The 17,417-nt window shown below is 67.2% G+C and carries 18 protein-coding genes and 3 pseudogenes; 11 read left to right on the top strand and 10 right to left on the bottom strand.

Annotated features, from left to right (window positions below; all coding sequences use genetic code 11):
• A pseudogene (locus tag NVV99_RS12265) lies at positions 1-380 on the top strand (transposase); the annotation flags it as partial.
• A 170-nt stretch (positions 381-550) separates the two neighbouring features.
• On the opposite strand, the gene NVV99_RS12260 reads toward NVV99_RS12265, so the two are convergent.
• The 3 genes from NVV99_RS12260 to NVV99_RS12255 all read right to left on the bottom strand — a co-directional run bounded on the left by NVV99_RS12260 (position 551) and on the right by NVV99_RS12255 (position 2,281).
• Positions 551-763 (bottom strand): transposase, encoded by a 213-nt coding sequence (locus NVV99_RS12260; protein WP_024102496.1) that lies wholly within the window; start codon positions 761-763, stop codon positions 551-553.
• Positions 764-774: 11 nt separating this feature from the next.
• Positions 775-1,011, bottom strand: a complete 237-nt coding sequence (locus NVV99_RS27265; RefSeq protein ID WP_080678512.1) for a transposase — start codon at positions 1,009-1,011, stop codon at positions 775-777.
• A 313-nt stretch (positions 1,012-1,324) separates the two neighbouring features.
• Positions 1,325-2,281, bottom strand: a complete 957-nt coding sequence (locus NVV99_RS12255) for an ERCC4 domain-containing protein (protein ID WP_019290518.1) — start codon at positions 2,279-2,281, stop codon at positions 1,325-1,327.
• A gap of 156 nt (positions 2,282-2,437) precedes the next feature.
• Between NVV99_RS12255 and NVV99_RS12250 the strand changes: the two genes are divergently transcribed.
• Positions 2,438-2,959 carry a hypothetical protein gene (locus NVV99_RS12250; protein ID WP_024102499.1) on the top strand — a complete coding sequence of 174 codons (522 nt, stop codon included), beginning with the start codon at positions 2,438-2,440 and terminating at the stop codon, positions 2,957-2,959.
• Between the two features lie 100 nt (positions 2,960-3,059).
• On the opposite strand, the gene NVV99_RS12245 is transcribed toward NVV99_RS12250, so the two are convergent.
• Together NVV99_RS12245 and NVV99_RS12240 are read right to left on the bottom strand one after the other, a co-directional pair.
• Entirely contained in the window at positions 3,060-3,314 is a 255-nt protein-coding gene (locus NVV99_RS12245) for a Txe/YoeB family addiction module toxin (protein WP_024102500.1), read from the bottom strand.
• Positions 3,311-3,559 carry a type II toxin-antitoxin system Phd/YefM family antitoxin gene (locus NVV99_RS12240; protein WP_006550855.1) on the bottom strand — a complete coding sequence of 83 codons (249 nt, stop codon included), beginning with the start codon at positions 3,557-3,559 and terminating at the stop codon, positions 3,311-3,313. The genes NVV99_RS12245 and NVV99_RS12240 overlap by 4 nt, the downstream gene beginning before the upstream one ends.
• Before the next feature lie 95 nt (positions 3,560-3,654).
• Here NVV99_RS12240 and NVV99_RS12235 point away from each other — a divergent pair, with 95 nt between their 5' ends.
• From NVV99_RS12235 to NVV99_RS12220, 4 genes are all read left to right on the top strand, one after another.
• Positions 3,655-3,924: a pirin-like C-terminal cupin domain-containing protein gene (locus tag NVV99_RS12235; protein WP_006550856.1), complete on the top strand. Its 270-nt coding sequence runs from the start codon at positions 3,655-3,657 to the stop codon at positions 3,922-3,924.
• A 466-nt stretch (positions 3,925-4,390) separates the two neighbouring features.
• Positions 4,391-5,185 (top strand): LLM class F420-dependent oxidoreductase, encoded by a 795-nt coding sequence (locus NVV99_RS12230; protein WP_006550857.1) that lies wholly within the window; start codon positions 4,391-4,393, stop codon positions 5,183-5,185.
• Between the two features lie 60 nt (positions 5,186-5,245).
• A complete protein-coding gene (locus NVV99_RS12225) occupies positions 5,246-6,496 on the top strand; it encodes an alpha/beta fold hydrolase (RefSeq protein ID WP_024102501.1) in 1,251 nt (416 codons plus the stop codon).
• Between the two features lie 111 nt (positions 6,497-6,607).
• Positions 6,608-8,686, top strand: coding sequence for a PhoX family phosphatase (locus tag NVV99_RS12220; protein ID WP_024102502.1), 2,079 nt, complete (start codon positions 6,608-6,610; stop codon positions 8,684-8,686).
• A 49-nt stretch (positions 8,687-8,735) separates the two neighbouring features.
• Here NVV99_RS12220 and NVV99_RS12215 read toward each other — a convergent pair whose 3' ends face one another.
• Positions 8,736-10,073 (bottom strand): amylo-alpha-1,6-glucosidase, encoded by a 1,338-nt coding sequence (locus NVV99_RS12215; protein WP_024102503.1) that lies wholly within the window; start codon positions 10,071-10,073, stop codon positions 8,736-8,738.
• A gap of 119 nt (positions 10,074-10,192) precedes the next feature.
• A pseudogene (locus tag NVV99_RS12210) lies at positions 10,193-10,915 on the bottom strand (LLM class flavin-dependent oxidoreductase); the annotation flags it as partial.
• Positions 10,916-10,986: 71 nt separating this feature from the next.
• Here NVV99_RS12210 and NVV99_RS12205 point away from each other — a divergent pair.
• The 3 genes and pseudogenes from NVV99_RS12205 to NVV99_RS12195 all read left to right on the top strand — a co-directional run.
• Positions 10,987-11,181 (top strand): annotated as a pseudogene (locus tag NVV99_RS12205) (MFS transporter); the annotation flags it as partial.
• A 41-nt stretch (positions 11,182-11,222) separates the two neighbouring features.
• Positions 11,223-12,122 (top strand): spermidine synthase, encoded by a 900-nt coding sequence (locus tag NVV99_RS12200; protein WP_260782887.1) that lies wholly within the window; start codon positions 11,223-11,225, stop codon positions 12,120-12,122.
• Between the two features lie 59 nt (positions 12,123-12,181).
• Positions 12,182-13,162 carry a pirin family protein gene (locus NVV99_RS12195; protein WP_024102509.1) on the top strand — a complete coding sequence of 327 codons (981 nt, stop codon included), beginning with the start codon at positions 12,182-12,184 and terminating at the stop codon, positions 13,160-13,162.
• Positions 13,163-13,209: 47 nt separating this feature from the next.
• Here the strand turns inward: NVV99_RS12195 and NVV99_RS12190 are convergent, their stop codons facing one another.
• Positions 13,210-13,500 (bottom strand): putative quinol monooxygenase, encoded by a 291-nt coding sequence (locus NVV99_RS12190; protein WP_006550865.1) that lies wholly within the window; start codon positions 13,498-13,500, stop codon positions 13,210-13,212.
• 86 nt (positions 13,501-13,586) lie between these two features.
• On the opposite strand from NVV99_RS12190, the gene NVV99_RS12185 reads away from it, so the two are divergent.
• A complete protein-coding gene (locus NVV99_RS12185; RefSeq protein ID WP_024102510.1) occupies positions 13,587-14,207 on the top strand; it encodes a trans-aconitate 2-methyltransferase in 621 nt (206 codons plus the stop codon).
• Positions 14,208-14,211: 4 nt separating this feature from the next.
• On the opposite strand, the gene NVV99_RS12180 is transcribed toward NVV99_RS12185, so the two are convergent.
• Positions 14,212-15,654, bottom strand: coding sequence for an NAD(P)/FAD-dependent oxidoreductase (locus NVV99_RS12180; protein WP_024102511.1), 1,443 nt, complete (start codon positions 15,652-15,654; stop codon positions 14,212-14,214).
• A 3-nt stretch (positions 15,655-15,657) separates the two neighbouring features.
• Complete coding sequence (locus tag NVV99_RS12175; protein ID WP_024102512.1) at positions 15,658-16,668, bottom strand: PHP domain-containing protein; 1,011 nt, start codon at positions 16,666-16,668, stop codon at positions 15,658-15,660.
• Between the two features lie 40 nt (positions 16,669-16,708).
• Here NVV99_RS12175 and NVV99_RS12170 point away from each other — a divergent pair, with 40 nt between their 5' ends.
• Positions 16,709-17,413 carry a vancomycin high temperature exclusion protein gene (locus tag NVV99_RS12170; RefSeq protein WP_006550869.1) on the top strand — a complete coding sequence of 235 codons (705 nt, stop codon included), beginning with the start codon at positions 16,709-16,711 and terminating at the stop codon, positions 17,411-17,413.
• Positions 17,414-17,417 lie beyond the last annotated feature (4 nt).

Here is a 17,417-nt window from a genome sequence, read left to right as displayed (position 1 = left end):
TTCCCCCTAGTCACGGCGGTGACCTCGGCGAACACCCATGACAGTGTCATGTTGCAGCCGATGGTTGCTGCGATTCCGGCGGTGCGTTCGCGTCGTGGTCCGTGTCGTCGCCGGCCCGGCCGGGTGCGGGCGGACAAGGGTTACGACTATCCCGTACACCGCCGGAGGCTGCGGGCACGGGGCATCGTCCCACGCATCGCCCGCCGCGGCGTCGACAGCAGCGAGCGCCTCGGCCGTTACCGTGGAAGATCGAACGCACCCTGGCGTGGCTGAGCGGCTATCGCCGGCTGACGATGCGCTACGAACGTCACGGTGAGAACCTCGCTTCCCTTCTCCAACTCGCTGCCGCGTTGACCCCCTTCAAGACACTGACCAAATGAGACATGCTCTTAGCCCGAATGCACCGATCAGCTGAGCGCGTTGCTGTGAATATGGTTGTGCGGTAACGATCGCTCTGCTGGCATGGCTGATCGTCCGACCACTCGGGTCGGGTTGTTCCACTGGATCGTCAAGTCCCGAGTCTTGTTGAGGCTGAGCGTGTGTTCAGTCCTCAGGCCGCAGGTGCGGCCGGTGGTTGTGCGTAGCAGGCGGTCTCGATCTCGGTCGGGGTGCGGTAGTCGAGTATGCCGTGGACCCGTTCGGTATCGAACCAATGCACCCATTGCACGGTGGCCGCTTCGACGTCTTCCCGGCCGGTGTTCTCCGACAGAACGCGACAGATCGGCTCGATCCCCCAGCGGTGTTTGTGTTCGTCGATGAACACAGGCGATTACTTCAGTCGGCGTGGGGCCACCTCCCACTTGCGGGGACGAACTCCGCCTTCGCGAAAAACACTGTGGCAGAGCGAAGTATCTCCATCAACTGCCGTAGTTCGCGGTTCTCTTTCTCCGGACGGCGGATGCGCGCTTCGGCATCGACCGGCTCGGTCGGGAGCTCGTCGTCTTCGGCTTTGCGCACCCAGGTCCGCAGGGCTTCCTTGTGGACGCCGGTCTGCTCGGCGATCCGGTTGATGGCGCGCCGGTGCGGGTGTCGGGGTCACGGCGGGCTTCGACGGCGAGTCGGGTCGCTCGCTCACGCCAATTCCTGAGGGTATTTGTAGTTCGCCATGATGAGTCTGGGGTGATCCTTCCGGGATGTCTGGCTCACCCTCGATGAAATCAGGGACGATTCAGTAATCATGCTCGACGATGACGTGATCGCCGTGCTCAGCACGGCGTGGCGTCGAACCGCTGGATGGGGCGCGGTCTATCGAGCGCGCGTGGCAGTCGCCGCGCCTTCCGCACGAAACGGTAGGACGTGGCATCGGCTGCTGCGGCGTTCAGCCTCACCCCGAGGCGTGAGCGTTGCGCCAGGCCGCCCACACCTGGGGACGGAGCCGGCCACGATCGGGGACCTTCATGCCCTCGCCGCGGGCCCACGCGCGTACGTCGGCGGTGGACGGTTCCGCGGTGGGAGCGTCCTTGTGCTGCGGTGTGATGCGGTCACACGCCGCGTCCTCGACGCCGGTCCACTCGTGCGCGGCGGCGAGATAGCGGTAGGTCCACTCCTCGGCGAGCTGACGAGTCTCGCAGAACACGATCGGCACACCGGGGTAGCGGACCTGCAGCTCGGCGAGACCGTCCGCGATCATCGCCGGCCGGACCCGTTCGAACTTGAACACCGCCGAGTAACGGTCTTCGACCACCACTGCGGCGCGGGGCAGGGCAGCGAGCTCGGCCATCGCGAAACGCAGCCTCCCGCTGGTCAGGCTGCCTACCAGGTCGGCCAACGACTTGCGTTCGACCGAGGCGACCAACCGGTCGTCGACGAGCAGACCGTAGTCTCCGCACGCCAGCGCACGGCGGACGGTGTCGACCTGCTGCCCGGGGAATTTGTAGGGGTAACGCTCGTGGGAATCGACGACGATCGTCAGTTCGGCGATGCCGGCGGCTCGGGCGGTGGGGGTGCGCACATTCGGACGTGCCTGCTTCCGAGTGCGCGGGGATTGCCAGAACACGGCATCGCGCCCCCGAGCTTGGGTGAACACGATCTGCGACCGGTTCTCCCGTCCCCGGTCCAGGACCACGTCGATCGCGGCACCGCGACGCACACACGAACGCAACCGAACCTGCTCGACGATCTCGGGGTCCTCAGGCCACTCGTCGGCCGGAACGGGATAGCAGAACAGGGCTTTGGTACGCGGCCAGGTGTCGGAGGTGCGAAACACCAGTCCGTCCGACAGGGGCAGGCGCAGCAGGAACGGCAGCCGTGATTCCGGGTCCGGGTTGCGGGCGATCACCATGTCCACGAAGTTCGGCGGCCTTTCGCTCGGCGATACATACCGAGCAGTGTCCGATACCGATCGCCCGCCGACAAGCCTGCCGGACACGCGTGTGCGAGGCAGGAATGCATCGGGTGGGCGCGACAGAAACCGGTCGTCGATGAAAGGTCCTGCCACATGTCCGACAAGAGCAGAGGTTCGGCCGGGCAGAAGCGCGCCGCGAAAGCCAAGAAGCGAGCGCAGAAGAACCAGGGGACGATGGTCTCGCTCGCAGATCGCTCTCGCCGAACCGCGGTCGACGAGTACCAGCGGCTCATACCCATATTCCATGCGTGGCTGCTCGACAGCGGCATAAGCACCGGGGTGGAGATGGCCGCGGCGCACGCCGTCGGTGTCGGGCAGGCAGTGGACTTACTCGCTCAGGACACGATCCGGTTCTCGGCGACCGCGTGGCGCACATCGGACATCGACCATCTGCTCCGCGCTGCGTGCGGGTCGCCGGTACTGACGGTGGGCAACACCGACCAGCAGTTCCCGTCCGCCGAGCTCGACACCACCGCATTGATCGCGGCACCCGAGCCGGTGGACTGGTCCGAACCCGACCAGTTCGACATCGCCGCGGCCGTCGAAGGTCCGGACCAGTGGAGCGGCGAGCACAGTGGCCGGGTGTATGTCTCGGTGCATGTCGACTGTCGCTGACCTGCAAGTACCCCCCCGACCATCGGCGAGGATGTGTCTGCGGTTGCTCAGTCAGAAGTGATAATCCTGCCCGGATTCGGTCGTCGGACCGTGGATCGGGTCAGTAGTGGTAGCGGGCGGCGATGATGACCAGGGCACCGTCGATGACCTCGTAGACCAGGCGGTGTTCTTTGTCGATACGTCGAGACCACAGTCCTGACAGGGCATGTCTGAGCCGTTCGGGTTTGCCGATCCCCGAGTACGGGTCTCGTTGGCAATCCCTGATCAGCTCGTTGACACGCTTGAGCTGTTTTCTGTCGGTCGAGATCCAGAACTGGTAGTCGTCCCAGGCTTCGTCGGTGAAGGTGATGTTCACTCGATGAGTTCCCTTTCGGTGTATTCACCTCCGCGAGCTCTCTGCATGCTGGCGAGCAGTCGTCGGGCGTTGGCCGGAGACTGCATCAGGTACGAGGTCTCGAGCATGGCGTCGTAGTCATCCTTCGACATCAGGACGGCATTGCCCCGCTTGGATACGATTTCCACAGGGGTGTGGTCCTTGTTGACCTGTTCGAGCAGCGGAAAGAAGTTTTTTCTCGCTTCGGTAGCAGTGATGGCAGCCATAGGTACTCCTTCCCCGAAGTCTCTCGGCCCAGCTCTTGAACCGGTACATTAAACGGTACCACTTCGGTACGGCATTCGGTACCAAAAGGCGCGAGGTGCGGCTTTCGTTCCCTCTGCTCGTCCATCTGCCGGCGCTGCGCTCCGGGTGCACGCACGCTGGCTCGTCCACCATCGACATCGACACCACCGACGGCGACACCCCCGCACGAATCCATACCTTCAGCGGACCGCCGATCGGCGAACCCGTGGTGCTCGGCGGACCGTTCGTCATGAACACCAAGGTGGAAATCACCAATGCATTCGAGGACTTTCACGCCGGTAAATTCGGCGACATCCCCCGCCGGTCCCGACTGCAGTACCTCTGATCGACCTTGTCATTGCCGGTGGCGTCGCCAGCGATCGATTCCTCGACGGTAAGCCCGTCGTTCTACTCATCACCCGCGGCGGCTCTTACGGCGCCGGCGCCCCGCGCGACGGCTGGGATCACAGCACCGCGTTCCTCGTCCGAATCCTCGGCGACCTGTGGGGTGGCGACGTCACCGTGATCGGACGCGATTCACACTCGTCGGCGTGAATCCCGCCCTCGACCAGTTCGCCGAGACCGCAGCGACTCTGGAGAAGGACGCGCGGGAAACTGCCGACATGGCCCCGGACCCGGCCCGCCGTCCGGCTGCGCCCGAGCTGGAGGTCATCGTCGTGCGCGTTCCCCTCGTCCGCCGATCGCTATCGAGCCCTGCGGGGAACATTTCGTCGGGTTCCTCCATCTCGGTGCTGCACTCACTTGCTTCAAGAAGCCGTCCACATGAGACACACTCTCTTAACCTGGACTCCATGACGCGCCCCATTCGCATCGGACTCCAACTACAGCCCCAGCAGCAACCCGATTACGGCGTCATCCGCGACACCGTGCTCCGCGCCGAGGACGCAGGCGCCGACATCGTGTTCAACTGGGACCACTTCTACCCGCTCTACGGCAACCCCGACGGCGCCCACTTCGAGTGCTGGACGATGCTCGGCGCCTGGGCGGAGCAGACCGAGCGTGTGGAGATCGGCGCACTGGTCACCGGTGGCGGCTACCGCAACCCCGACCTGCTCGCCGACATGGCCCGCACCGTCGACCACATCAGCGGCGGTCGTCTCATCCTCGGCATCGGCTCGGGCTGGTTCGAACGAGATTACGACGAGTACGGCTACGAGTTCGGCACCAAGGGCTCCCGCCTCGACCTGCTCGCCGAGTACATGCCCCGCATCGTGAATCGCCTCGGCAAGCTGAACCCGCAGCCCACCCGGCACATTCCCATCCTCATCGGTGGCGGCGGCCCGAAGAAGACGCTTCCGATGGTCGCGAAGTACGCGGACATCTGGCACAGCTTCGGCGAGATGGAGACCCACGCCGAGAAATCCGAGATCCTCGCGCAGCGCTGCGCCGAGGCCGGTCGTCGACCCGAGGACATCGAACGGTCCACCTCGTGGCCCGGCGCCGACGCGGCCCCGTCCTATGTGGAGCTCGGGATCACGCAGTTCACGGTGGGTGTCGGTGGTCCCGACTACGACCTCACCGAACTGCGCGAAGCCATCGCGTGGCGAGACGACAACTCCGCACCCCCGCTGACGGGGCTGAGCTGATCCCGGCCCGTGCCGACGGACCCTGAGCCGAGCACAGTACGTCGGTAGCATCGGTGGTGCATGTCGAACGCACCATGGCTACCGCCCTGCACCGCCGACGACTGGGACGACGGTCGGCGGCGGCGACGTCTCCGCGATACCCGCGCCGGTCATCACTGGGTACGGTTCGGCCGGCTTCGACGAGCCCTCGCGCGCACCGCCGTCGCGGCGCTCCCGCTCGTCGCCCTGTTCACCCAGTACTGGGCATGGGACGTCGCGCCGGTCCGTGAGCGACTCGCTCTCACGCAGCCACAGCTACATCCGATCCACGACGCGGCGACGCGGGAGGACCGCGACACGGCGGTCGTCGACCTGGTGGGCCTGGGCAACCTCGACGCGACCGAGACCGCCACGGCACTGCCCGCACTGAGCGAACTCGGGCAGGTGTGGGCGGTCGAGTACGACAACAGCGGTCTCGACACCGCCGTCGTCAGCCGCCTGATCCACGAGCGTGCCGCGTGGTCCGGGATCGAGAACATCGTGCTCACCGGGCACAGCATGGGTGGGATCATCGCCCTCGAGGTCGCCCAGCACCTGTATCAGGACACCGATCTCGAGGTGACCGGCGTGATCCTGGACTGCACGCCGCTCGACCTGCACGCCGTGCGGGCCGACGCGCGCGACGCCGGTGAGGACCTGTTGCGCTGGATCGGCTGGCTGCCCGGCGCACGGGAGAGCCGCAGCATGCGCATGCTCGTCGAGGTCGCCGCCCGCATGGACCGTTTCGTGCTCCCCTCGGACCGGTGGTACCGCCGTATCGACACCGAAGAGTTGCACGACGTCGCGGTCGAGGTGCTCCACGACAAGATCTTCTCGACCGACGCCGCGAGCAACGGACTGATCGAATCGCAGTTCCGGGCGATCGTCGCCTCCGGTGCAATCGACAACCTGAGGGCACTCGCCGACGAACGCGACGACAAGATCCGTCCCGCCATAGCGTTCCTCCGGCCACGGAACGCCGTGAACGACAACGTCGTCGACGTCGAGTACAGTCACCGGATCCTGATCGACCAGTCCGGCGGTGTCGACGGCACGCTGCTGGTGTCGAAACTCGACCGCACCGGACACGCCAATCCGATCCAGGCTCCCGCGGAATACAACACCGCGATCACGAACCGGGTGGTGCCCTTCGTCGACGGCAGGCCCGGCGAGGTCGAGGACGACGAGGAGGAGTCGCCGGATGGCGCGTTCTTCGATGACGACCGTCCCGGTGTCCGGCCGATCGTGGATCCCGACCGCATCACCCCGGGCGGACCTCGGCCCGTTCTGTGACCGCCGTCTCACGGCCGCCGAATGCTCATCGGGTGTTCACCTTCTCGTTCCGTCCGACTCGCCTGACGCTCCTACGGTTCCGGCGTCGAACCGATTTACGAGGAGAACGTTGTGGCCCGTAGAGTCCTGCCCTTGTTCGTCACGCACGACGGCATATCGTCGCGCTCGAACATCACGTGCAAGTACAAGTGCGGGGATGCCTGTTCGCACGCCGTCCCGAACACCTCCCGCGGTGAATACTTCGGCGACATCGTGCGCGCGGCCGTCTCGCGTCGCGGGGTTCTGCGGGGCGGGGCCATGGCCGTGCTCGCCGTCGGCGCCGGTGGCGTTCTGACGGCCTGTGCGGACGATTCCACTGCCGCCGCCGGTAGTGACGCTGGGGCGGCAGGCGATCTCGGGCCGGTGCCCGACGGCACGAACTTCACGGCGGTCGCGCCGAACACCGATGACGCGGTGACGGTTCCGGAAGGATACGAGAACGACGTCGTCATCCGATGGGGGGATCCGGTGCTGCCCGATGCACCGGCCTTCGACATCGGCAACCAGACGGCGACCGCACAGGAGAAGCAGTTCGGGTTCAACAACGACTTCGCCGGTCTGCTCCCGGTGGACGGCCGACCCGACACCTACCTGCTCGTCGTCAATCACGAATACACCACCGAGCCCTTCATGTTCGCCGACTACGACGCGGACGACCCGACCGAGGAACAGGTACGCATCGGCATCGCCGGTCACGGGCTGTCCGTCGTCCAGGTGAAGGGCGAGCCCGGGACCGGGCGCCTGACACCGGAATTCGGCGAATACAACCGTCGTATCACCGGAACAACCGAGTTCCTTCTCACCGGACCGGCCGCGGGCAGCGGCCTGCTGAAGACCACCGCCGACCCGACGGGCACGCGGGTCGCGGGGACGTTCAACAACTGCGCCGGCGGGCTCACGCCGTGGGGCACCGTGCTGTCGGGCGAGGAGAACTTCAACCAGTACTTCGCCAACGCCGAGAGCGTCACCGACCCGGTCGTTGCCGAACGTCTCGCCCGGTACGGACTCGAGGGCGCGGAAACCGAACGGAAGTGGGAACGATTCGACCGGCGCTTCGACATCGCCGCGGACCCCAACGAGGTCAACCGGTTCGGGTGGATCGTCGAGATCGATCCGTGGGATCCGAATTCGGTGCCCGTCAAGCACACCGCACTGGGACGGTTCAAGCACGAGGCGGCCACCGTCCACATCACCGACGACGGCACCGTCGTGTCGTACAGCGGTGACGACGAACGCTTCGACTACATGTACAAGTTCGTCTCGTCGCGGAAGATGCAGCCCGGAAACTCGCGAGCTGCGATGCGGCACAACATGACCCTGCTCGACGCCGGCACGCTCTACGTCGCGAAGCTCAGCGGTGACCATCCGGACGAGATCGACGGATCCGGAACACTTCCCGAGGCCGGCGAGTTCCGCGGCAGCGGCGAGTGGATCCCGCTGCTGCGCGCGAACGAGGACGGCAGCGCCGAGTCGCTGGTCGACGGCATGAGCGCCGAAGAGGTCGCGGTGTTCACCCGCCTCGCCGGCGACCGGGTGGGCGCGACGAAGATGGATCGTCCCGAGGACTTCGAACCGAACCCGGTCACCGGCAAGGTCTACGTCGCACTCACCAACAACACCAAGCGCGGTGTCGACGGCGCCGCGCCGGCCGACGAGGCGAATCCGCGCGAGAACAACAAGAACGGTCAGGTCCTCGAGATCGACGACGACCACGCGGGTACGTCCTTCACGTGGACGCTGCTGCTCGTGTGCGGCGACCCGAACGAGGCCGACACTTACTTCGGCGGCTTCGACAAGTCGCAGGTCAGTCCGATCTCGTGCCCGGACAACCTGGCCTTCGATTCGTACGGCAACCTGTGGATCTCGACCGACGGCAACGCACTCGGCTCCAACGACGGATTGTTCAGCGTCGTCCTCGACGGACCGCGCCGCGGTGAGACGAAGCAGTTCCTCACCGTGCCGATCGGCGCCGAGACGTGCGGGCCGATCGTGCAGGACGGCCGGGTCGTGGTGTGCGTCCAGCATCCCGGGGAGACCGACGACGCGTCGTGGGCGTCGCCGGCCTCGCACTGGCCCGACGGAGGCGACTCCCAGCCGCGTCCCGCCGTGGTCGCGGCGTGGAAGTCCGACGGCGGACGTATCGGGGTCTGACACCTCGTGCGTGGTTCCGGTCGCGCTCGCTCCCGGAACCACGCACGGGTCATCCGAGCCAGTCCAATACCGCTGCGGCGGTCCACGACTGCTGCATGCTGCCGAGCGGGTCGCCGGTGAACGGTTCGTAGTACTCGGCGAAGGTGCCGTCGCTCGCCTGCCGGAGTCCTTCCGCGCGAAGCACGTTGGCCCGTTCGGCCCAACCACGACGGGCGAACGCCCACGAGAACAACCACGTCATCACGGGCCACACCGGTCCGCGCCAGTACTCGCGGGGACGGAAGTCGCCCGAGACGGGGGACGTCGACGGCGGTACCGCATAGCGAAGATCCGGATGCCCGCAGAACTTCGGCCCTTCGAAGGTGCGCAGCAGCGCCCTCTCGGCCTGCCGGTCGAGACCGCCGCACAGCAGTGGCGCGAACATCGCGAGAGTGTCGGTGGCGACCCACTTCCCGCTGCGTAGATCGAAATCCTTCGCCGCGCCCGTGCGGGAGTCGGTCGTGGTGATCACGCCCTTCCGGAACCGCTCGGCCCACTGATACAGCTCGCGCACATCCGCGTTGGGACGGGAATGCTCCTCACCGATGGTTGCAAGCACCTCGCACGACAGCGAGAACACCGCGCTGACGAAGACGTCCTCGACCGCGAAGCTCATGGCCTTCGCGAGCACGCTGTCCTCGTAACGCGCCGTCTTCATCTCCTCGAGCAACCACAGATAACGCGCGTATTCACGGTCGGTGGGTCGCTGGGTGGCGTCGGCGACGTGCTCGAGATCCTCGCGATGGAAGGGCGGCACCGGACCGGCGATAACGTTGGCGTACGCCGTATCCCAGCGCGGGGAGTTGTCCATGCCCGACTCCCACCCGTGGTACAGCGCGATGCGGCCGTTGCCGTCGAGATCGCGTGCGTGCGCGAGCCAGCGGTGCCACCGCACGAGATCCGCCCACCGGCGATCCAGGAACTCCTCGGCGACAGCACGTGTCGAGCGGCCGTGCCGTCGTGAATGCTCGAGGATGCGCTGTACGGCGATGGCGTGCACGGGAGGCTGTGTGATACCCGAGGTCTGCACCTGCGCCGGTGCGTGCGCGGCCAGTTCGGAGACCGCCCAGCGCGCCGGGCCCGGGAAGTAGCCGTCGACACCGTTGGCGAAGACGATGTGTGGGATCATCCCGTTCTTCCACTGTGCCGAGAGCAGGGTGTCGAGTTCGACCACCGCCCGTTCGACACTGAGCGGCGCGAGCCCCACGGCGACGAACGCCGCATCCCAACTCCACATGTGTGGATAAAGCTTGGGAGCGGCACTCGTCATGGCGCCCAGGTCGTTCCCACGCAGCAGGTACGCCGCGCGTGCGGCGAGCTGTGTGGAGGTGAATCCTCGGTCCGGCATGGCCCCCATTCTCTGTGCTGCGGACGGATCCGCACGACGAGGGCCGCAGCTGTAACAGCGCCGACACATTTCGTGCCGGCGCTGGTCGAGCTGTGCTGTATCGATGTGTCAGGGGATGGTCAGTGCGCGGAGGGCAGGAAGGCCGTCGAGCCCGACAGGTCGCCCGGGCGGTGGGAGGCCGGGGCGAGCAGGCCGCGACGCTCGAGGATCGGGCGCACGCCCTCTCCGAAGCGGTAGGCCTCCTCGAGATGCGGGTAGCCCGACAGCACGAAGTGGTCGAGTCCGATCTCGGCGTACTCGGCGATGCGGTCGGCGACCTCCTCGTGGGAACCCACGAGCGCGGTGCCCGCGCCACCGCGGACGAGTCCGACTCCCGCCCACAGGTTGGGGGAGACCTCGAGGCTGTGGGCGTCCTTGCTCGCGGCGTAAGCGCTGCCCCGCCGTGCAGCTCGACCATCCGGCGCTGCCCCTCGGAACCGGAGCGGGCCAGGCTCTGCTGGGTCTTCTCGATGGTCGCGGGGTCGAGCGCGGAGAGCAGGCGGTCGGCCTCGGCCCAGGCCTCGTCGGAGGTGTCCCGGCTGATGACGTGCAGGCGGATGCCGTAGTCGAGGGTGCGTCCCTGGATGTCGGCAAGGCCGCGGATCCACGCGATCTTGTCGGCGACGGCGGCCGGCGGCTCACCCCACGTGAGATAGGTGTCGCAGAACTGCGATGCGACGGTGCCGGCGGCGGGAGAGGACCCGCCGAAGAAGAGCGGCGGCACCGGATCGGGGGATGCGCTGGAGCTGGGCGTTCTCGACCCGGATGTACTCGCCCTTGAAGTCGACCGGGCCGTTGCCCGCCCGTGTGTGAATGTGTCGGACGTGGTTGGCGTCGCCGGGTTGCACGCTGTCCACCACCGGGAATCGAGTCCGTGACCACGCTGTCACAGCCCAGTTCCGCACCCGAGTCCGATCTCGATCGTCGCAGGAGACTACGCACCGTGGTCGCGGCGAGCCTGCTCGGCACCACGGTGGAGTGGTACGACTTCTTCCTCTACGCGACGGCTGCGAGCCTGGTGTTCAACCAGCTGTTCTTCCCCGACCAGAGTTCGTTCGTCGGCACGATGCCTCTGATCCGAGGCAAACGAGCCGGTACTAGGCTCGTCGTATGAGCAGGCAACGAGGTGGCCGCGCCGCATCGTCGCCGTGCAAGGAGAAGACGGGTGCACCGGGCGGCCCGGCCGAGGGGTTGTACGACATCGACACGGGTACGTGCGAGCTCGTCAAGGATCGCTATCTCGCCGACGGATGGGTCCTCGAGATCAACGGGGTGCCCAGCTCGCACATCGACCTGAGCGACCCGGCCCTGCTCGAGTTCGAGTACATGCGGTGGATCGCGATGCTCGTCGAGAGCAGGTTCGAACACGATTCGAGATTGCGCGTGCTGCACCTCGGTGGGGGTGCGTGCACGATGGCGCGCTACTTCGCCGCGGTCTACCCCGACGCTCGGCAGGTCGTCGTCGAGATCGACGGTCGCCTCGCCGAACTCGTCCGCCACTGGTTCGATCTGCCCCGCGCTCCGTTGCTGCGTATCCGGGTGGGGGAGGCCCGTCAGGTCCTCACCTCGCTCTCCGACGCGAGCCGCGACGTGATCGTGCGGGATGTCTTCGCCTACAACCGCACTCCCGTCGCACTCACCACCCTCCAGTTCACACAGCACGCCCGACGCGTGCTCGCGCCCGGCGGTGTCTACGTCGTCAACTGCGGCGACTTCCGCGACCTGACCGTCGCGAAACGTGAGGCCGCGACGATCGGTGAGGTCTTCGAGCACACCGTGATCGTCGCCGACCCCGCGATGCTCAAGGGACGCCGCTACGGCAACGTCGTCATCGCCGGCAGCGACCTGCCGCTCGGTGACTCCCCGGCCCTGGCCCGCGACCTGCTCGGCGGAGCCGTCCCCGCGCAGATCCGGCTGGGTGACCAGGTCGAGAAGTTCGCCGCCGGGGCGCGCGTGCTCGACGACAGCGAGGCCACCACACCGCCCGGAACAAAGAGCGCGGGCACGTAGTTGCACGGGTCATGACGTCAGCAGCCCCTACTCCGGTACTCCAGGTCTTCCGGCTCGGTATGCCCTGGCAGACGATCGATCCCTTCCTGTTCGTCGCACACCACGTCGACGCGTATCCGGCGGGCAACGACGAGCTCGGGCCCGACGCGTCGCTCGACGGCCGCCCGCTCGGCCAGGACTTCGGCAACCCTGCGGGCTGGAGCATGTACCACGGCACCACCGTCCCAGGATTCCCCGGCCACCCGCACCGCGGCTTCGAGACGGTGACCTTCGTGCGCTCGGGTTTCGTCGACCACTCCGATTCGGTGGGCGCGGCGGCGCGTTTCGGTGAGGGCGACACGCAGTGGCTCACCGCCGGTAACGGGGTCGTCCACAGCGAGATGTTCCCTCTGCTGAACAAGGATTCGGACAATCCGCTCGAGTTGTTCCAGATCTGGCTGAACCTGCCCGCCGAGTCGAAGACCGTCGATCCGCACTTCTCGATGCTGTGGAACGAGGAGACCCCCACCGTGACCGTCTCGGACGAGGACGGACGCACCGTCTCCGTCCGCGTCATCGCCGGTGAGCTCGACGGCGCGACTCCGCCGCCGCCCCCGCCGAATTCGTGGGCGTCCCGACCCGGCACCGACGTGGCGATCTGGAACATCGACCTGTCGTCCGGTGCGCGCTGGGAACTGCCGGCCGCGCGCGGTGAGCAGACGCAACGGGTCCTGTACGTGTACAACGGTTCCCCCGTGCGGATCGGTGACCGGACGATCGAGTCCGGGCACGGGGTCGTCGTCGACGCGTCGGTGCCGGTGCACCTCACCGGCGGCGACGAGGGCACGCAGATCCTGATGCTGCAGGGTCGCCCGATCGGCGAACCCGTCGTCTCGTACGGCCCGTTCGTGCTCAACGACGAGGCGGGTGTCCGCCAGGCGTTCGAGGACTACCGCCGCACCGGATTCGGCGGATGGCCCTGGGACAGCGACGGTCCCGTGCACGAACGTGACGCCGGCCGGTTCGCGCGGTATCCCGACGAGAAGCTCGAGCAACGCTGACGGCGTGCGCAGATCCTGTCGATTTCCGGCGGGATCTGCGACGAGAACTACTCGTTCGACGGCTGCACATCCGGGACGAGGTACTCGGAGACCTCCATCGACCGGATCTCCCGCGCCTGATCGTCGTCGGGTCCGCTGCCGCGGAAGTCGTCGAGGTGTGCCTGTGACTCCCACCGTTCGTAGATGCAGACGCGGTCGGGCTCGATCAGGTCGGCGGTGACAGCGAAGTCGAGGCAGCCCGGCGCTCTACGGGCGGCCTCGACGACGGACCTGCAGGTCGCCAGATAGAACTCACGCCTGTCGGCGTCGACGGTGAGATGTCCTGCGACGATGATCATGAATTCCCTCCCGTGGTCACTGCCTCGTCGTGGATAGGACCTGCGAACGGGGTCGAACTCATCGCGGCCCGTCGTACCATGCCGGAGTGACCCAGCCCGGATACGATGCCCTCGCGGATCTGTACGTCGAGCTGTTTCCCGATCCGTACCTGACTCCGCTCGAACGCCACACCGTCGCCGCCTTCGCCGAGATGGTGTGCCAGAGCCAGGTGCAGGGTGTCGTGCTGGACGTGGGCTGCGGGCCCGGATACGTGGCCGCGGATCTCGCCGACCGCGGACTCGACGTGATCGGCCTCGATCCCAGCACCGAGATGCTGCGCATCGCGCGGGGCGCCTACCCCGCGCTGCGATTCGTGCGGGACGACGCGCGACTCGGGTCCGACGAACTCCGCGGAGTGGTTCCGAGCGCGATCATCGCACGGTGCAGCCTCATCCATGTTCCGCCGTCCGAGATCCCCAGGATCCTCGACGCGTGGTCGGAGCGGGTTCCGTCCGGCGGCGTGGTGCTCATCGCGGGCCAGACCACCGACACCCCCGGCGAAGTGGTGGAGTTCGATCACGCGGTGGCGCCGGCGTGGCGGTGGCACCCGGATCGTCTCGCCGCGGCCCTGTCCGACGCCGGATTCGACGAGGTGTGGCGGACGGTCGGCCGCCCCGACGCCGACCATCGCTTCCCCGACGTCCACCTGGCGGCGCGCCGACGCTGACGGGTCAGGGCGTGAACTGCATCGATTCGTCGACACGCCCGAGCCGCATGGTGGGCAGGTCGAGGAGATAGTTCTGCCGCATCAGCCACGGGCTGCGCGAACCCTGCTTGGGCAGAGCACCTTCCGCGCGGTGGATGTACCCGGCGTCGAGACCGAGCAGCGGGCGGGTACGCCCGTCGCCCGAATACCTCGGAACCGCCGAACGGTAACCGTTGCGTCGCATATACCGCAGCAACCGGCACACGTAGAGGGACGCGAGATCGGCACGCAGGGTCCACGACGCGTTGGTGTAGCCGAGACACATCGCGGCATTGGGCAGGCCGTCGAGCATCATGCCACGGTAGATGAACCGGGCCGAGAGGTCGATCTTCTCCCCGTCGACGACGAACTCGATTCCGCCCGCAGGCACCAGTTGCAGACCCGTTGCGGGGATCAGGATCTCGGCCTCGAGTTCGCGACCGGACTCGAGGCGGACACTTTTCTCGGTGACGGTGTCGATCCGGTCGGTGACGATCTCCGCCTCCCCCGCGCGCAAGGTGCGGAACAGGTCGGAGTCGGGGACCACGCACAGTCGCTGATCCCACGGGTCGTAGCGCGGCGAGAAGTGGGGATCGACCGGGATCCTGCCGCGTAGGCGACGTTCGGTGAGGGTGCGCAACATGCGTTTCGCGGCCGAGGGGAACCGCTGGCAGAACTGGTAGAAGCCGAGATTGGCCACGACGTTCTTGGTCCGCACTGCGCGGTGGGCCACCCTGTCCGGCAACAGGCGTCGAATCCGCGTCGCGATCGGGTCGCGCGCGGGCAGCGACATCACGTAGGTGGGGGAGCGCTGCAGCATCGTCACGTGCTCGGCCTTCTCCGCCAGGGCGGGCACGAGCGTGACGGCCGTGGCGCCACTGCCGATCACCACGATCCTCTTCCCCTCGTAGTCGAGGTTCTCGGGCCAGAACTGCGGATGCACGACCGTGCCCGCGAAGTCCTGCAGACCGGGGATGTCGGGCAGGTAACCCGACTCGTAGCTGTAGTAGCCGCTGCAGAGATAGAGGAAGGAACAGGACATCTCGACGGTTCCCTGCCCGGTCGAGGCACGCACCGTCCACCGGGCGTCCTCCGACGACCAGGATGCATCGATCACCCTGTGGCCGAACCGGATCCGTCGGTCGATGCCGAATTCGGCGGCGGTGTCGCGGATGTACTGCAGGATGTCGGGGCCGTCGGCGATGGACTTCTCGCCCCGCCACGGGCGGAACGGGAAGCCGAGCGTGTACATGTCGCTGTCCGATCGGATCCCCGGATAGCGGAACAGATCCCACGTACCACCGATCGCGTCGCGACTCTCGAGGATGGCGTACCCGAGATCCGGGCACTGTGTCTGCAACCGGTAACCGGCATCGATGCCGGACAATCCGGCTCCCACGATCAGTACGTCGACGTGTTCCACGCGCATCTCCTACCTGTCGGCCCACGCCAGCAGGTCGTCGATCTCCCAGGTGTTGATCACCTGTTCGGGTTCGACACCCCGCTCGACGGCACGTTCGCAACCGTACCCGAGCCAGTCGAGCTGCCCGGGTGCGTGCGCATCGGTGTCGATGGAGAACAGGCAGCCCGTCTCGAGCGCGAGGTCGATGAGACGCGACGGCGGGTCGCGGCGTTCGGGCCGGCAGTTGATCTCGACGGCGGTGTCGTGGTCGCGACACGCGGCGAAGACCTTCTCGGCGTCGAACTTCGACTCGGGACGGTTTCCGCGCCCCCCGGCGACGAGCCGGCCGGTGCAGTGCCCGAGGACGTCGACGTGGGGATTCGCCGCCGCACGCAGCATGCGTTTCGTCATCGCCGACCGGTCGGCCCGCAAGTTCGAGTGCACGCTCGCGACGACGACGTCGAGTTCGGCGAGCAGCCCCTCGTCCTGGTCGAGCGACCCGTCGTCGAGGATATCGACCTCGATACCCGTGAGAATCCTTGCACCACTGCCATTCTCGTTGATCTCCGCGACGACGGCGAGCTGCGAGCGCAACCGCTCCGCGGTGAGCCCGTTCGCGACCTTCAGGCGAGGGGAGTGGTCGGTGAGGGCAAAGTACTCGTGCCCGATCATCGTCGACGCGACGCGGTGCATCTCGTCGATCGGGCTGCCGCCGTCGGACCAGTTCGAGTGGGTGTGCAGGTCGCCGCGCAGGGACTCGAGCAGGTCGCGGCCGCCGCGCCCGATCGGGTCGGCCTCCTCGCGTAACTGCTCGAGATAGGCGGGCACTTTGTCGAACGACTCCCGGACGACCGTCGCGGTCTTCTTCCCGACGCCCGGCAGATCGGTCCACGAGTCGGTCTTCCGCAGAACCTCCCGCTTGTGGTCGCTCACCTCGGCGAGCACCTCCGCCGCGCGCCGATAGGCCTGCACACGGTAGGTGTCGGCGTGTTCGCGTTCGAGCCAGAAGGCGACTTCGCGGAGTGCGTCGACGGGGTCCACCCCTTTATTGTGGCCGCCGGGCGTCCGTAATCTGGGACGCATGCTCGAATCCGTCCGGTCGTCGTCCCCCCTCGGTGCGGTCTCCGCACTGGTCGTCGGTGCGGTGTCCGCGCTGACACTCGTCTCCGCCCGCGTGGCGTCCGAAGCGAAGGACCTCATGTACGAGGTGGACGGCGCGCCGCCCGCCCCGGTGGTGATCGTGCCGGGCGCGCGGGTGCACGAGGGCCGTCCGATGCGGGTGCTCCGCAGCCGCCTCGACGTCGCGGTCGCGTTGATGGCACGGGGACGGGTGCAAGCCGTGCTCGTCTCGGGCGACGGGGCCGGAACCTCGGGCGACGAGATCGAGGCGATGATCGCGTATCTCGTCGAGCAGGGTGTGAACCGGGAACGGATCGTCGCCGACCCGTACGGTCTCGACACCTACGACACCGCCCGGCGTGCGGTGGCCACCTACGGCGTGCGGCAGGCGCTGATCACGACCCAGGCCTTCCACCTTCCGCGTGCAGTGGCGTTGTGCCGGCGGGCGGGCATCGACATCGCCGGAGTCCGCGCCGCGAACGACGTGCGACTGCGCACGCGGCTGAGGAATCTGGCGCGCGAGTACGTGCTGTCGCGACCCAAGGCGTTCCTCGAACTCCGGTTCCCGCGCGACCCGGCGGTGGAGACCCCTCCGGACGACCGGCTCGCCGAGATCCTGGCCGGTCTCGAGCACGGTGCGGTGGCCGCCCCACCGTCTGCTTCCTAGGCTC

Origin of the sequence: Rhodococcus sp. PAE-6, assembly GCF_025290685.1 — a bacterium.
GTDB lineage: Bacteria > Actinomycetota > Actinomycetes > Mycobacteriales > Mycobacteriaceae > Rhodococcus > Rhodococcus pyridinivorans.
Note: the sequence above shows the minus strand (reverse complement) of the source record. Positions and strands in the feature narration are given on the sequence as shown.